This window comes from Parasedimentitalea nitratireducens (assembly GCF_057444295.1).
The window spans coordinates 954361-969870 of record NZ_JBYAXC010000002.1; the positions used below are offsets into that span (position 1 = coordinate 954361).

The following is a 15510-nucleotide window of genomic DNA, read 5'->3' on the forward strand; positions in this document are numbered from 1 at the left end:
GATGCACCCTATTGTTAAACTTGTTGCTCAGCGCTTTGCGCTGGGCATCCTCCTGCTGTTCGCCGCTTCGGGCTTGATCTTTGCAGGCACCATGATCCTCCCCGGCGATGTAGCACAATCCCTTCTTGGCCAAGCTGCGACGCCTGAGAACCTTGCCAACCTACGAGAAGAGCTGGGCCTGAACGAACCCGCGCTTCAACGCTATTTCAGCTGGCTGTTCAACGCCTTGCAAGGCGATCTGGGCACTGCCCTGACCAATGGCCGCGATATCGCCGACAGCCTGAAGGGCCGACTAGGCAACACCCTGTTCCTGGCGTTCTGGGCCGCAGTGGTCGCTGTCCCCCTTTCTATTTTCCTTGGGCTGTTATCAGTCCGCTACAAAGACCGCTGGCCCGACAAAATGATCTCGGCCGTCAGCCTTGCCTCGATCTCGATCCCTGAATTTCTGATCGGCTATGTGCTGATGTATGTTGTGGCGGTGAAACTGGGCTGGTTCCCATCCGTTGCGATGATTTCAGACTCGATGACCCTGTTGGAGAAACTGCACTCAATCGCCCTGCCCATTATCGTGCTGACCTTGGTGGTGCTCGCCCACATGATGCGGATGACCCGTGCGGCAATCTTGAACGTGATGCAATCGGCCTATATCGAAACGGCTGAGCTAAAGGGCCTGAGCACCTTTACCGTGATCCGCAAACACGCCTTTCCCAATGCCATTTCGCCCATCGTCAATGTGGTGATGCTGAACCTGGCCTATCTGGTTGTCGGCGTTGTAGTGGTCGAGGTGGTGTTTGTTTATCCAGGCATGGGCCAATATCTGGTGGACCACGTGGTCAAACGTGACGTGCCAGTGGTGCAGGCCTGTGGTTTGATCTTTGCCGCCGTCTATATCGGCTTGAACATGACCGCTGACATCATTGCCATTCTGGCCAATCCGCGTCTGAGGCATCCAAAATGAAGAACATTCCCCTTGCTGCAATGATCGGGCTGTTCTTCACTGCCCTGTATTTCCTCACCGCGCTGTTTGCGCCGTTGCTCGCCCCCTATGGCATGGCCGAAGTTGTCGGTGATGTCTGGGAGCCGTCCAAGATTGAAATCATGCTTGGGATCGCGCCAGAAGGTTTTACCGAGTCTGACTACTGGCTTGGCACCGACAATATCGGCCGCGATCTGCTAAGCCGGATGATCTATGGTGGGCGTACCACCATCTTTATCGCCACCGCTGCGACGATCATTTCCTTCACAACCGGTTCGATCCTGGGCTTTGTCGCCGCTGTACTGGGTGGCTGGTTTGATCAGGTGATGTCGCGGTTTGTTGATCTGATCATGTCGATCCCAACGCTGATCTTTGCCCTTGTGGTTTTGTCGGTGATGCCGGTGACAATCCCAACCCTGATCCTGGTTATGGGTCTGTTGGATTCAACCCGGGTTTATCGCCTCGCCCGTGCCGTTGCTGTTGATATCTCGGTGATGGACTATGTCGAGGCTGCCCGCCTTCGCGGTGAAAAACTTGCCTGGATCGTGTTCCGCGAAATCCTGCCCAACGCGCTGTCGCCACTGGTCGCCGAGATGGGCCTGCGGTTTATCTTTGCGGTGCTGTTTGTCTCGACCCTGTCCTTCCTGGGCCTAGGCGTGCAACCGCCCGAGGCTGACTGGGGTGGCATCGTGAAAGAGAACAAGGATGGTATCATCTATGGCATCCCTGCCGCGCTGATCCCGGCCTTTGCCATCGCCACGCTGGCGATCTCGGTGAACCTGGTTGCTGACTGGGTGTTGAACCGCACCACCAGCCTGAAAGGAGGACGTGGATAATGTCTGAGACACTTGTAAAAGTCCGCGACCTCAAGATCGGCGCAACCGTCTATCCGCCCGGTGAAAAGCCCCATGACATCGAGATTGTACATGGGATCAGCTTTGATCTGGCGGCTGGCAAGGTGCTGGGTCTGATTGGTGAATCCGGGGCTGGTAAGTCGACCATCGGTCTGGCCGCGATGGCCTATGGCCGCGGTGGTGTCAGGATCACCGGTGGCGAGGTCTGGATCAACGGGCGCGATATCCTGAAGTCTGGCCTTGGTGATGTGCGCAAGCTGCGCGGTGGCGAGGTGACATATGTCTCGCAATCCGCCGCCGCATCGTTCAACCCGGCCAAGAAGATCATGGAGCAGGTGACCGAAGCCGCCATTGTGCAGGGTAAATTCTCGCGCAAAGAGGCCGAGGCCCGCGCGCGTGAATTGTTTGCCAAGCTGGGTCTGCCCGATCCGGACAATATTGGTGAACGCTATCCGCACCAGGTGTCGGGCGGTCAGTTGCAACGCTGCATGACAGCGCTGGCCCTGTGTCCTGAACCGGATCTGGTGGTGTTTGACGAGCCGACCACCGCGCTGGATGTGACCACGCAAATCGACGTTCTGAAAGCCATCAAAGAGGCCATTCAAGACACCGGTGTCGCAGCCCTGTATATCACCCACGATCTGGCCGTTGTGGCACAGGTCAGTGATGACATCATGGTGCTGCGGATGGGCGACACCGTGGAATACGGCAATGTCGACCAGATCATCAACAACCCGCAGGAAGACTACACCAAGGCGCTAGTTTCGGTGCGCTCGATCGAGCACGAGGAGAAGGCCCCTACAGCTGAACCAGTGCTCAGCGTCAAGAACATCACCGCTCGCTACAAGGGCACCAAATTTGATGTTCTGCATGACGTGAGCGTCGATCTGTACCCCGGTCAAACGCTGGCCGTAGTAGGCGAGTCCGGCTCGGGCAAATCCACCCTCGCCCGCGTCATCACCGGGTTGCTGCCTCCACGTGAGGGTGAGATCACCTTTGCTGGGCGCAAGCTGTCATCTGATCTAGATGGCCGCTCGTTAGAGGATCTGCGCGAGTTGCAGATGATCTATCAGATGGCAGATGTAGCGATGAATCCACGTCAGACCGTTGGTACTATCATCGGTCGCCCACTGGAGTTCTATTTTGGTATGCGCGGCGCTGAGAAGCGTAAGCGTATTCTGGAACTGCTAGAGGAAATCGAGCTGGGACCAGAGTTCCTGGATCGCTATCCGGCGGAACTGTCCGGTGGTCAAAAACAGCGTGTTTGTATTGCCCGCTCGCTGGCCGCTAAGCCAAAGCTGATCATCTGCGACGAGGTCACCTCGGCGCTGGACCCATTGGTGGCGGATGGCATTCTGAAGCTGCTGCTGGATCTGCAAAAAATCGAGGATGTGGCCTATCTGTTCATCACCCACGATCTGGCCACAGTCAAAGCGATCTCGGACAATATAGCGGTGATGTATCAGGGCAAGGTGCAGCGTTATGGCGGCAAGACCGAGGTGTTGACCCCGCCGTTTGACGACTACACCGACCTGCTGCTCAGCTCGGTCCCCGAGATGAAACTGGGCTGGCTGGAAGAGGTGATCGCCCACCGCAAAATGGAGAGCGCGGGGAACTGATCTTCGCCTAATACAAACAAGGGTCGCGCCTGACCTTGGGGAGGTGCGAATGCGCCTTCCCGGGGGGAAGGTCAGGCGCGGCCCGGCCTTTCGACCGGCCCCAAGATTGGCTGATCGAGACACTCTTCATCCCGGCCTCGATCTTCGTGATCAAGGTCGGGATTTTCATTTCTCAGCCCATCTGAAAATAGCGCTCGTGCGGTCGCCCGCCTGCCCTATGCAAAATGTCCGACGTTCCAGTTCTTGTTGTCTTTCTTGAACTGCTCATAGTGTTCCCGCTCAACCAATCCTGTGAATTTTTCAGCCTTCAGCGCCCGGAACATGGCCGGGTTAAAGGCTGTTTGAAAACCAAAAATCAATCCAAACGAAGGCAGGCTACCTGCAAACTCACGAAGGCGCTGGTTATGGGTGAATTCCGCAGTGACATTACGGGTGCCGAATTCTAGGCTAAAGGGGGTCCATGCCCGTTCTTTCTGATGATCTGTCGGGAAATCCAGTGACAAAAATAACCGTCGCTTTGATAGCCAGCGATAAAATGTTCCGGGTAGTTTTTTGCCCGAAGTCTCAGCGATCAACTGGACTGGAAAAAACAGGTTCCCACCCGGATCCGTGTCCTCCAGAAAATCCCGCACCTTCTCCCGCACGATGCTAAAGGGATTCCATGCAAAAATATCGGTCATCCAATCGGCACGCTCATCGGTGATCAAATAGTCCGTCAGCATTTCAGACGCACCATTGGCATCACAGTCAAAATGCTCGTAGTGCCAAAACGGGATTTCCGGCATGTCTTGGCGTTTCCGAAACGCTCCGTCTTGCGCCCAGCCAGTTCGGCCAGCGCCAAACATTTTAGTCTTGGTTACTTTTTTTGGCCCGATAAACCCCTCTATAGAATTAGTATACATCACATACAGGCAGGCATCGCGTTTCACCTGACCATCGGGCACCTCACGCAGATAGGTGGTACCGCCCAGCTTCCACTTCATTTTCTGATCGCTCATGCCCTGCCCCTTATGGTCCAGCCCAGCTTGGCATTGTAACGGCCGGAATTTACGCGCAATCTTTCAGGCTCGGCACCGGGAAGCAAGAGATCGCTGTAATTTCAGACCGCCTAGTTAGGACGCTTTTATTCCGCAGGCGTATTCCTGTCGGGTTTCTTACATCTTGGCCGCAAACTGACCAGCCTACTTGCTGCCAACCCCTAGGTTGGGCCAAAACCATGACCGCGAAAAATGGAGCTCGCGATGGACCGTAAACTTCTCCTCATCATTCTGGACGGCGTACCGTATCGCAATTTCCGCCGCCTGTTCGGCAATCTGGAAGGCTGGGTCGACAGTGGTGAGGCACGGGTGTGGAAACACCGCGCCGTGCTGCCCTCGACCTCGGCCAGCTGTTATGCCTCGATCCACACCGGCGTGACGCCGCAAGAACATGGCTGCACTGGCAATGCCAATGTGTTTCGGCTGAAAGAGGATGACGTGTTCAGCCAAGTCCGCAAGGGCGGCGGCGTGACCGGTGGTGTGGCGCACAGCTTCTGGTCGGAATTCTTCAACCGCTCCCCCTTCGACCATGTGCGCGATGTGGAATATGACGAGCCGGACAGCGCCACCATCAACCACGGTCGGTTCCACAGCATGACCGGCTATGGCAAGGTCAACCAGATGACGCCATCGGATGTGGATCTGTTTGCCAGTCTGACCAACCTGTGCCTGCGACATGGGCTGGATTATGGCATGCTGCACACCTGCACGCTCGACAGCATGGGGCACCGGTTCTACCACGACTGCGAGGAAATGGATCACGCCTGTTTTGTGATGGACGAGATGCTGGCGCCGTTTATTCCGCGCTGGCGGCAGATGGGGTATGAGGTGATTGTCACCGCCGACCACGGTCAGGACGAACGCGGCCACCACGGCGGGCGCAGCCCGCTGCAGCAGGAAACCGCGCTGTATTACTTTGGCGCGGCAGAAGGCCCGGATGCGGATACCGTGATCAACCAGCTGCAACTGGCCCCCACTATCCTGTCGCGAATGGGCGCGCCAATTGCCGATACCATGAAGGCTGAGCCGTTTTTGTGGTGAAACCAGCGAACAACAGGCCCCAACGCTAGGGGTCTGCTTTTCAATCGTTGCTGGACCTGAGGGTGAGCGCGCCCTAGCCTGCTCTTAGCTGTCATCAGTGCGGAGCCGTTTCATGAAGTATTGCCTTCCCCTCCTTTTGCTGGGCTGTGCCTCGATGGTGCAGGCTCAGGAACCGGGTTACCGCTTTGACAGTATTGCGCCGGGATCCTTTGTGGTGGTTGGCAGCGATACCGGGCTGGTGCTGGAACATGTGTTCAGCAAGGGCCGGTTGGGCAAGAACATCGTGACGGTGTTCGAAGTTGCCGACGGGCAGAAAACCGAGTTTGCCCGGTTTCAGTTCAATCGCGATGGCCAGTTGATCAAGGCCACCAAGGCGAATGGTGGAAGTCAAAAGTACAAGCCTCATGGCTGTACCAACGTGATGGGGCAATGCAGCTATACAGTGGTCTATTCGGATGGGCGACGCGAAGACCGTGTGCAGAGCATGCAGGCTCAGGACCAAGGCTATCAAATCACCACATATACCGATGATGGTGCGCTGATTTCACAGACCTACAGAACCGATGACCCTTACGGCTGGCCGCTGACCAGCACCGATACCCGAAACGGTCAGACCGTGGTGTTTAAACGGCTGCAGAGCTATTATCAGTAGCGGTTAGTCGTAGGGCCACAGCTCCTGCCCCAGCGCCTCGATTGCGACCGAAATCCGTTCAAAGCTGTTTCTGGCACGGGTCACCGTGTGACGCGCGCGCAGATAGCCATGCACCAATCCGGGTTCATTGATCCAGTGCGCCTGACCTCCGGCCTCGTGAATCTTCTCGGCATAGACCTTTGAATCATCACGTACCGGGTCGCAGTCGGCGGTGACCAGCACCGTGGGTGGGAGATCTGAGAAATCGCGATCCTTCAACGGCGCGCTGGTTGGGTCTGCTTCCGGTGGTGAGCCCTCAAATCTCAGTTCATGGTAATACAGACATTCTTCGCGGGTCAGCATTGGAGCATGCGAATGCTCGATGAAGGATCCAGTGTTACAGTCACTTCCCAATCCCGGATAAATCAGCACCATTCCCATCACCCGCTGGAGTTTTCCACGTGCGTGATGGGCAACTGCTGCGGCCAAATTCCCGCCGCCACTGTCGCCAACCAGAACAAGGCCCTGTTCAAACCGATCCTGCGCCCACTGGGTTGCAGTCCAGGAGTCATTAAAGTTGGCCGGGTGTTTGTGTTCGGGAACCAACCGGTAATCAACCGAGATCACGCGATAACCGGTCTGCGCACAAATTTCAGCGCAGACATCATCGTGGCTCTCCAATCCGCCAACGACCAGGCCGCCGCCATGAAAATACATAATTGTCCGGGTGGGATCACCTGCCCAGTAATGACGCACCGGAACGCCGTTTGCTGACAGGTCTTCGGTTTCCACCCCGGCTGGGTGTGCAGCATGAAAGTCGCGGCACATGGCGTCATAGACCACGCGTTGCTCGTCGATGCTCAGATCAACCGCGTCATCCGGGTAGCTTTCGCAGGTCCTGCGAATAAAGGCCCAGGTTTCGGCATCAATCAGTTTTTCGTAATCCATCCCAGACCTCTAAACCGAGTTTGACTGAGCCTAGATCAAAACCGCCCCAAACCCCAAGCAAAGAAATCCCCACATGGCAAAGCACGTGGGTTCACACCGACAAGGCCGCTGCCTGTCGGTTGTCATCGTTGTTGATGATCAGTGTAGATAATATGTCGTCTGGTCAGAGTTAAGAATGGCGGTACCGCCAAGCGGATACGGACGGGGATCAAACCCCGCGTGCTAAACGTTGTCTCTGCGCGCCCCGGTGATGATGGGACCCTGTTCCAAGTGCCGGGGTTGATAGGCCCGGCGGTATTCGCGAATGACGGGTTTTTGCCATACAAATGCGAATTTCGCGTTACAGGGGCGTACGCTGGGTGCGCAACACCCCTGTAGATTGGCCTATTCCGCAGGCAGATGCTCCCACGGACGGGTGAAGCTGCCCAGTACCGATGCGATCTTGGTGTCATCAGCACCGTTGGCCGCGACCTGGGCCACCAGACCACGTTTCTTATCGTCGATAACGCTTTCAACCCGCGTTGGCAGCCCGGCCTTCAACAGGGCCTCGTTGTAGACACGGGTGATGGCGTTGCGGCGCAGATCCGGTTTGAACACCTTGCCCACGGCGGTTTTGGGCAGCTCATCCAATATGGTCATGTGCTTGGGGATTGCGGCGCGTTCATGCACGTGTTTTTGGCAATACTCCATCAGCTCTTCGGGCGTGACAGAGGCCCCTGCGACCAATTCAACAAAGGCACAGGGCAGCTCGCCTGCGTGGGCATCTGGCTGGCCGATGGCACCGGCAAAGGCCACCGCCTCATGGCCCAGCAGCGCCTCTTCGATCTCGGCGGGGTCGATATTGTGACCACCCCGGATAATCAGGTCTTTGGCGCGGCCGGTGATCCACAGATAGCCATCTTCGTCGATACGCCCCAGATCGCCGGTGCGCAGGTATTTGTCGAAGTAGTACAGATCTGCGTTCTTGGCGGCTTCGGTATAGGTGTTGCCTGCGAATACACCGGGATTGGACACACAGATTTCGCCAATCTCGTCCTTTGCCGACTCAACGGGGCCATCCGCTGTACCTTTGACAATTTTGACATCCGTATAGGGGAACGGAATACCAATCGAGCCGATTTTCTTCTCGCCTTCTGGCGGGTTACACGACACCAGACAGGTGGCTTCGGTCAGGCCGTAACCTTCGACGATGCCAATGCCTGTTGCCTTCTCAAACCGGTGAAACAGCTCAACCGGTAAGGGGGCCGAACCGGAAAAGGCAGTTTTAACAGTGGAGACATCCGCATCGACTGGACGTTGCATCTTGGCCGAAATGGCGGTGGGAACGGTTATGATAAAGGTGATTTTCCAGCGCTCGACCAGTTTCCAGAAATTGTCGAACACGCCCTCGCCGCGGTAGCCTTGCGGTGTGGGGAAGACAACATGCGCGCCCGAGGCAATGGTGGGCATCAGGATGACGTGGCAGGCAAAGACGTGGAACAACGGCAGCGGACACATGATGTTGTCGCTTTCGTTAAACAGCAGCTTGTTGCCAAGCCAGCCGTTGTACATCATGCCGGAATACTTGTGCTGTGCCACCTTGGGCATGCCAGTGGTGCCGCCGGTGTGGAAGTAACAGGCCACCCGGTCCTCGGTGCTGTCGGCAAAGCTGAGCGAGGTGGGCTGTTTGGCTAGTTCCTTGTTGAAGTTCTTGTAATCCGCATGGGCTGCGCGTTCGCGGTCGTCCATCTTGGGCCGGATCAGCGGTACGATCCAGGACTTGGGCGGGGTCAGATAGCGGTTCAGGTCGACCTCAAGCACGGTGTTGACGCCCGGCGCATGGCGCACGGCCTCGGCCACCTTTTGTGCCACTTCGGTTTTTGGGAAGGGTCTGAGTGTGACCACCACCTTGGCCTTGGTTTCGCGCAGGATCGACGCGATCTGTTCCGGCTCCAGCAGTGGGTTGATCGGGTTGACGATGCCGGCCACCGCGCCGCCCAACAGGGTGTGGATGGTCTCGTGACAGTTGGGCAGCACATAGGCGACCACGTCTTTCTCGCCGACTCCCAGCGAGCGGAACAGGTTTGCGGCTTGGGTTGCCTTGTCCTTGACCTGGCTCCAGGTCAGCGTTTCGGCTTTGTCAGTCGGGCCAGAGGTGATTTGATAGCTGACGGCCTTGTTGTTGGGGTACTTCCCAGCAGTCCGTGACAACAGGCCATATAACGAGACCGGCATGTTCCGATCAGTAAATGGCATTTCACTTTCTATCGCGTTGCGATCCTCAAACCCGGCAAATGCCATGTTGTCCCTCCCCTGCGCCCGTCTATGCGGGCCTGTCCGTTATGCGCCTAAGATGGGGGGAAACGCACAAAGGCGCAAGCATAGGGCGAAGTTCACCTAAAGGAAGCTGGGATGTGACGCTGCGCAATTTGCCAGCAGTCAACAAAAAAGCCCCGGATCACTCCGGGGCCTTGGGTAATTTCACATGTCCGTTGGGCTATTCAGCCGCCAGACCTTCGGTAAACTGCAACCGGGCCAGACGGGCATAAAGGCCACCTTCGGCAACCAGTTGATCATGAGTGCCCGTGGCAGCAACCCTGCCCTCTTCCAGCACGACAATCCGGTCGGCCTTTTTCACCGTGGCCAGACGGTGTGCCACGATCAATGTGGTCCGTCCCTGGCACAGGTTCTCAACCGCGGCCTGCACCAAACGTTCGCTTTCGGCATCCAGTGCCGAGGTGGCCTCGTCCAGCAGCAGAACCGGCGCGTCCCGCAAAATGGCACGGGCGATGGCGATGCGCTGTTTCTGCCCACCCGACAACATCACGCCGCGTTCGCCAACAAAGCTGTCATAGCCATCGGGCAGTGCGGTGATGAAGTCATGTGCCGCAGCGGCCTTGGCGGCGGCTTCGACCTCGGCATCGGTCGCGTCTGGTCGGCCAAAGCGGATATTGTCACTGGCGGATGCAGCAAAAATCACTGGGTCTTGGGGCACCATCGACATCGCTTTGCGGAAGTCGTCCCGCTGCAGATCTGGCAGGGCAATGCCGTCTAGTTTAACTGCGCCTTGGATGGGATCATAGAACCGCTGGATCATCTGAATGATGGTGGTTTTGCCAGCCCCTGACGGGCCAACAAAGGCCACGGTTTCACCGGGCTTCACGGTAAGCGAGACATCCTGCAGTGCCGAGGTTTCGGGGCGTGAGGGATAGTGGAACGACACATCGTCAAAAATGATCTCGCCGCGTACCGGATGTGAAAGCGGTTTGGGGGTGGCTGGGTCTTTGACATTGTCCTTGGCATTCAACAGCTCGATCAACCGGTCCGTCGCCCCCGCTGCGCGCTGCAGCTCGCTCCAGATTTCTGACAGGGCGGCAACCGAGCCTGCAACCAAGACCGCGTAGATTACAAACTGGATCAAGGTGCCTTCACTCATCAGCCCGGCGCGGACATCATTTGCGCCCATCCAAAGCACGCCAACAACGCCGGAAAACACCAGGAAGATCACGATCACGGTCAGATAAGCGCGGGTTTTGATCCGGCGCTGTGACACCTGATACGCAGTCTCGGTCATCTCGGCAAACTGGGTACGGCTGGCGGTTTCATGAGTGAAGGACTGCACAGTTTGCACAGCTGTCAGAGCCTCGCCGGCATTGCCCGACGAGGCGGCGATCCAGTCCTGATTTTCACGGCTGATCACCCGCAGGCGACGACCCAAAACCAGAATGGGCACAATTACCGCGGGTACGATCAACAGCACCAAACCGGTCAGTTTGGCCGAGGTCAGCAACATCAACACCATACCGCCCATGAACAAGAGCATATTGCGCAAGGCAATCGACACCGACGAGCCCAGAACGGACTGAATGAGCGTGGTGTCGGTGGTGATCCGGCTGAGCACTTCGCCAGTCATGATCTTTTCAAAGAATTCGGGGCTCATGCCGATGACGCGGTCAAACACCGCCATGCGGATATCAGCCACTACGCGTTCCCCCAGTCGGGTCACCAGCGCATAGCGCAGCCCGGTGCCCACCGCCAGTAAGGCAGCGATAGCCAAAGCCGCCAGGAAATACTGGTTCAGAACCTCGGTGTCGGAAAGGCGGAAGTTGTCGACCACCCGGCGCACAGCCAATGGCAGCGTCAGCGACAGGCTGGCGGTTAGCACCAGGGCACAGGTCGCCAGGGTCATCAGCAGCCGATACGGCTTCATGAAGGGCCACAGGGCGCTCAGAACGCCAATTTTCTTGGAACCTTCCCGCTCTTCTTGGGCATTGGGTGCGGTTTGCGATCGCGCCATTTGGGATCCTTTAGTCAATCTTGTCGGCATGCTGGCCGTGCCTTGCATATGGCATTGGTTCATGACCCTGCAATTGATGCAGGTCAAGCGGCCAAGTGCCGCGCCCGGCTTCCGTGCCTGGAAACTTCGCCTGCTAAACGGCGTTGCGCGGCTTAAAACCACAAGCCGGCGCAAGCTGTTGTCTATTAATTAATGGTAGACCCACATTCAAACTGGCCGGAATGAAAGGTCTGTATTTTTAGCTTCCCCTGCCACATTGAGGCGAGTAGCAAGCCCACGAAGTGCCACATAAATTGACCATCTGGCTTCCGGCCAGGTCCCCAGATTTCATTGCTTGCATGCAATTGATGCGCAATGTTTACCGTGCTGCTCGTTGTCCCAAGCATTGAGAACCAAACCGCCAATGAAAGGTCTTAACAGGTAAGGACAAGCGGTGAGCGTCGCAGTTTGGATGATCTGGATGCCGGGATTGACCAGGTTGTGCGCAAGTATGGGCAGATCATTTCAGCTGGCAATATCTCAGAAGCTCTACATCACAGCATTGTACAGGAAGCCACATTGCGTTCGGCATGACAGATCAGGGCTGCGGGGCATTTATTGATGTGCCGCAGCGGTCCTGTGCTGTTGGACTAGCCCCAACAGCCCGTGAAAACCCGAGATGATAGCACACAAATTATCGCTTTCTTGGTCGGAAACCAAGTAATCTATGTAGGGATAAAGTGCAGGCGAAGCGGCTTGGACAATGAACTGACGTTCGCGGCCGTCGGCCTGGCGGGAAGCTATGTGCTTGCAATTGAAGCTCTAGTTCCCATCAAGAGATCGCTGAATATGAGAATTGATTGGTGATTGGGAATCTGGCATTGATGCGATCAAGCACTTTTTGAGGAATGAATTTGCGCAATTTTATTATTGCGGCGTTCAGCGTCGCTATTACTTTTTTGTCGTCGGCAACGGCACAGGAAATCAACGAATATCTCGCCATTGGACCAAGCGCGGATTGGGTTAGATTGATCGACCGTCCGACGCAAGATTTTGAGTTGGGTGGTGACAGAGATATAAATTACCTACTCGTCGATAGGCAGTCCAGGTACAGTGACACAGAAGCGGAAAAATACGCTCATTATGCCGATCAACTATTGACCCCTAACGGTGTTGAACGGAGTTCGACCATATCGGTCGATTTTGACCCTGACTATCAAACGGTAACCTTCCACCGCCTGCTTCGCGTTCGGGACGGCGTAGAAGCTGATATCCTTGATCCTTCTAGGTTTGACATCTTTCGTATCGAGACCGACCGGGAAAAGCTCATTTACAATGGGACGCTGCAGTTATCCTATCTGATTCCAGATGTGAGAGTGGGCGATATCCTAGACTATTCCTTTACGGTGAGCGGTAAGAACCCAGCAATCGGGCCCCACTATGTGCGCGGCCTTCAACATAGTTTTGGAGTTCCCGTCCAACATCATTTTCAACGCGTGCTGTTTCCGAGTGAAAATGAGATCCACGTCAAAACACTGGGTGAACCGGAGCCGCCCAGTATTTCACAAATTGGCCAAATGACGGAATATGCCTGGGATCAAAAAAATGTTGCGTCTGTGTCGGCTGAATCCGACACTCCGCCATCACATTTTTCTTTTCCTACAACGCTGTTCAGCACCTTCGACAGCTGGCAGGCGGTTGGCACTTATTTTGCACCTTTCTATGACGTTACCAATCTGAACTCGGTAGAGCTCCAGAAAATCGCCTCTGACATCCGGTTGGAGCATAAAGATCCGGCGGCGCAACTGCGCTCAGCATTAGCATTTGTACAGCGCGAAATTCGCTATCTTGGAATCGAACTTGGCGAGGGTGGGTACATTCCACGCCAACCCGACGAGGTGCTGCGCAACCGATTTGGCGATTGCAAGGACATGACGCTTCTCTTGATTGCCCTTCTCGCTGAATTAGACATCAAAGCGGTCCCGTTTCTTGTCAATATAGAAAACACCGATGCGATTGATGCCGTAATTCCCTCTCACGGTGCTTTTGACCATATCGTAGTCTCCGCATCACTGAACGGACGGACCTACATTCTTGATCCGACGCGTGGCGTACAGCTTGGCGATCTCGACCATCTGCAACAGGGTGATTTCGGCAAGGGCGTTGTCGTTGCCGAACACGGACCTGGTTTGATTGATGCACCTGTACCAATGCCCGAATTTTGGAAGGATATCACTGACACTTACGATGTTGTCAGCGAGCCGGATGCCGTATTGCTGACCAGTGTTTCAAAATACCGTATGGGTCAGGCCGATCGGATGCTGGCATGGCATTCTCGTGATGGGGCGGCCGCTGTTCAAAAATCCTTCTTGGAGTATTTTCAGAATTCGTTCCCTCAACTCGAACAATTGGGGAAACTCAAGCTGGAAGTAGATGAGGTTACCAGTGAAGTTGCTTTCACGGTTAAGTATCGCATTCCAGATGCCTGGCAGAGTGGGGATGCCCCTGACACTGAGTTCTTCTATACTCAAGCCGATGATGCGCTGCAGGACATCCCAACATTTATCGGTGCAACCCGTAAAGAGCCTTACAAATTTCCGCATCCGATACGCACCAGGCAAACACTGAAGTATATACTGGATGACACTTGGGCCATAGACAACGAATTTGAACTCATCAGTAAGCCTGCATTCAAGTTTTCTCGGACCGACGATTTTACCAACAATATTTACACGATGGCTGTCACTTACGAGACCCGGTCAAATGAAATTGCTGCTGAAGATTTCAGCGAAACGATGGCTGCCATACGGGAAGCCAGAAACCTGGTCGGCGTATCGCTGAACATTGACAACAGTATCCAAGCCAATCCCGTCGATACTTGGCTCCCTGAGGATGAGGATCTCGAGACGACAATTCTTCTCTGGTATTTTGGGGCATTCTTTTTGTCGCTGATCGTCGCGCTCAAATTAGCTCAGCGTCAAGATGCCACTCTGGCCGAGCAAATCTACTATCCGGTTTCAATTACAAAATTTTCTGTCATGGCCACAATAACACTAGGAATTTACCCTTTGTTCTGGACCTACATGAACTGGCGCTGGGTTAAACAGGTTGGCTCAGAGGATATTTCACCAGGCTGGCGCACATTCTTTATGTCCTTAACCAATTTCAGCCTATTTCCACGAATGGCCAGCAAACCAGGTGGAAATGATTGGTTTAGCTACGCAGGAATACCACTTGCTGTTATTCTCTTGCTGGGAGAAACGATCGACTATTTCTACAACAACACACCTGAGGCGCCTGATTGGCTGTTTCTGTTGTCCATGGCGTCTATGCTCGCTTGGCTGCCGGCCGTGGCCCATGTCAACAAGTTGAACCAAAGCCATCCTGCAAGCCTGCAACGGAATTCCAAGTTTGGATGGCCAGCCCTTGGAATGCTCGCGTTGTTTTCTCCAATGTTTGGGTTAATGGTCTACGGTTACCTATGAGCAATTAGTGGCGTTATTACGGACTGCGCACGCCCACTGTCATCTTTTATGGGACCAACATTCACGAAGTTAACAATAAACTCCCTGCCAAGTGTCGTTACGTGAACTCGGGTAGGGCAAGTGCTCTGACCAGCCGTAAGCAGCGCAGCACCTGAAGGTCCGCAGCGGGTCGCCTGCGGCCTGTTGTTCTGGCAGCGCCAGTATGATTGGGCAAAGCCAACTTCCTGCGCATTGCTAACGCGCGAGAGCACCCAGGTCGCACCTGCAGCGAGCTGCAGCATGATCCGGATAGCCGACATTGCCTCCTTAGTTAGAGGGATAGAATTCGCCGCTTCCCCTTCCTACTCAGCTCAAAAAAGACAAACTGCAGCAAGGGTTGGGGTGACCTCGCCGATCAAACAGCAACAGCTAACACCATCTATACTCAGCGGAAATTTTGGGAGATAGTTGGAGCGGGCGGCGGGAATCGAACCCGCGTCATTAGCTTGGAAGGCTAAGGTCTTACCACTACACAACGCCCGCTCAACTGAGGCACGTCCTATTTCAAAGAAAAATGGAGGTCAAGCCCGGCTGCGTTTTCTTTTGAAGTTAACGTAAGTTTTTTTACAGCGGTCCACATAGAACCCGGCCCGTCACTTTTCTAGCTGCAGCGTTTGCGCCCCTC

Annotated in this window: 11 protein-coding genes and 1 tRNA gene; 7 read left to right on the plus strand and 5 right to left on the minus strand. The window is 55.3% G+C overall.

What is annotated here, in order from left to right:
- Nucleotide 1 precedes the first annotated feature (1 nt).
- From AC2T28_RS10445 to AC2T28_RS10455, 3 genes are read left to right on the plus strand one after another with little or no spacing between them, the layout of a single operon-like run.
- A complete protein-coding gene (locus AC2T28_RS10445; RefSeq protein WP_486748908.1) occupies nt 2-958 on the plus strand; it encodes an ABC transporter permease in 957 nt (318 codons plus the stop codon).
- Entirely contained in the window at nt 955-1812 is an 858-nt protein-coding gene (locus AC2T28_RS10450) for an ABC transporter permease (protein WP_486748909.1), read from the plus strand. Before AC2T28_RS10445 ends, AC2T28_RS10450 begins: the two co-directional genes overlap by 4 nt.
- Nucleotides 1812-3449, plus strand: coding sequence for an ABC transporter ATP-binding protein (locus tag AC2T28_RS10455; RefSeq protein ID WP_486748910.1), 1638 nt, complete (start codon nt 1812-1814; stop codon nt 3447-3449). Before AC2T28_RS10450 ends, AC2T28_RS10455 begins: the two co-directional genes overlap by 1 nt.
- A 215-nt stretch (nt 3450-3664) precedes the next feature.
- On the opposite strand, the gene AC2T28_RS10460 is transcribed toward AC2T28_RS10455, so the two are convergent.
- Nucleotides 3665-4447, minus strand: coding sequence for a hypothetical protein (locus tag AC2T28_RS10460; RefSeq protein WP_486748911.1), 783 nt, complete (start codon nt 4445-4447; stop codon nt 3665-3667).
- 243 nt (nt 4448-4690) lie between these two features.
- Between AC2T28_RS10460 and AC2T28_RS10465 the strand changes: the two genes are divergently transcribed.
- Both AC2T28_RS10465 and AC2T28_RS10470 read left to right on the plus strand, forming a co-directional pair.
- Complete coding sequence (locus AC2T28_RS10465; protein WP_486748912.1) at nt 4691-5527, plus strand: alkaline phosphatase family protein; 837 nt, start codon at nt 4691-4693, stop codon at nt 5525-5527.
- 112 nt (nt 5528-5639) lie between these two features.
- Nucleotides 5640-6179: a hypothetical protein gene (locus AC2T28_RS10470; protein WP_486748913.1), complete on the plus strand. Its 540-nt coding sequence runs from the start codon at nt 5640-5642 to the stop codon at nt 6177-6179.
- 3 nt (nt 6180-6182) lie between these two features.
- Here AC2T28_RS10470 and AC2T28_RS10475 read toward each other — a convergent pair whose 3' ends face one another.
- The 3 genes from AC2T28_RS10475 to AC2T28_RS10485 all read right to left on the minus strand — a co-directional run bounded on the left by AC2T28_RS10475 (nt 6183) and on the right by AC2T28_RS10485 (nt 11382).
- Complete coding sequence (locus AC2T28_RS10475) at nt 6183-7106, minus strand: alpha/beta hydrolase (protein ID WP_486748914.1); 924 nt, start codon at nt 7104-7106, stop codon at nt 6183-6185.
- A gap of 384 nt (nt 7107-7490) precedes the next feature.
- Nucleotides 7491-9386 (minus strand): acyl-CoA synthetase, encoded by a 1896-nt coding sequence (locus AC2T28_RS10480; RefSeq protein ID WP_486748915.1) that lies wholly within the window; start codon nt 9384-9386, stop codon nt 7491-7493.
- A gap of 196 nt (nt 9387-9582) precedes the next feature.
- Complete coding sequence (locus AC2T28_RS10485) at nt 9583-11382, minus strand: ABC transporter transmembrane domain-containing protein (protein WP_486748916.1); 1800 nt, start codon at nt 11380-11382, stop codon at nt 9583-9585.
- 447 nt (nt 11383-11829) lie between these two features.
- On the opposite strand from AC2T28_RS10485, the gene AC2T28_RS10490 reads away from it, so the two are divergent.
- Together AC2T28_RS10490 and AC2T28_RS10495 are read left to right on the plus strand one after the other, a co-directional pair.
- Nucleotides 11830-11955 carry a hypothetical protein gene (locus AC2T28_RS10490; RefSeq protein WP_486748917.1) on the plus strand — a complete coding sequence of 42 codons (126 nt, stop codon included), beginning with the start codon at nt 11830-11832 and terminating at the stop codon, nt 11953-11955.
- A gap of 320 nt (nt 11956-12275) precedes the next feature.
- Nucleotides 12276-14846, plus strand: coding sequence for a DUF3857 domain-containing protein (locus AC2T28_RS10495; protein ID WP_486748918.1), 2571 nt, complete (start codon nt 12276-12278; stop codon nt 14844-14846).
- A gap of 448 nt (nt 14847-15294) precedes the next feature.
- Here the strand turns inward: AC2T28_RS10495 and AC2T28_RS10500 are convergent.
- A tRNA-Gly gene (locus tag AC2T28_RS10500) sits at nt 15295-15368 on the minus strand.
- Nucleotides 15369-15510: the final 142 nt, after the last annotated feature.

Coding starts and splice junctions, on each gene's coding strand:
- AC2T28_RS10445 (WP_486748908.1), top strand. CDS start 2: ATGCACCCTATTGTTAAACTTGTTGCTCAGCGCTTTGCGCTGGGCATC.
- AC2T28_RS10450 (WP_486748909.1), top strand. CDS start 955: ATGAAGAACATTCCCCTTGCTGCAATGATCGGGCTGTTCTTCACTGCC.
- AC2T28_RS10455 (WP_486748910.1), top strand. CDS start 1,812: ATGTCTGAGACACTTGTAAAAGTCCGCGACCTCAAGATCGGCGCAACC.
- AC2T28_RS10460 (WP_486748911.1), bottom strand. CDS start 4,447: ATGAGCGATCAGAAAATGAAGTGGAAGCTGGGCGGTACCACCTATCTG.
- AC2T28_RS10465 (WP_486748912.1), top strand. CDS start 4,691: ATGGACCGTAAACTTCTCCTCATCATTCTGGACGGCGTACCGTATCGC.
- AC2T28_RS10470 (WP_486748913.1), top strand. CDS start 5,640: ATGAAGTATTGCCTTCCCCTCCTTTTGCTGGGCTGTGCCTCGATGGTG.
- AC2T28_RS10475 (WP_486748914.1), bottom strand. CDS start 7,106: ATGGATTACGAAAAACTGATTGATGCCGAAACCTGGGCCTTTATTCGC.
- AC2T28_RS10480 (WP_486748915.1), bottom strand. CDS start 9,386: ATGGCATTTGCCGGGTTTGAGGATCGCAACGCGATAGAAAGTGAAATG.
- AC2T28_RS10485 (WP_486748916.1), bottom strand. CDS start 11,382: ATGGCGCGATCGCAAACCGCACCCAATGCCCAAGAAGAGCGGGAAGGT.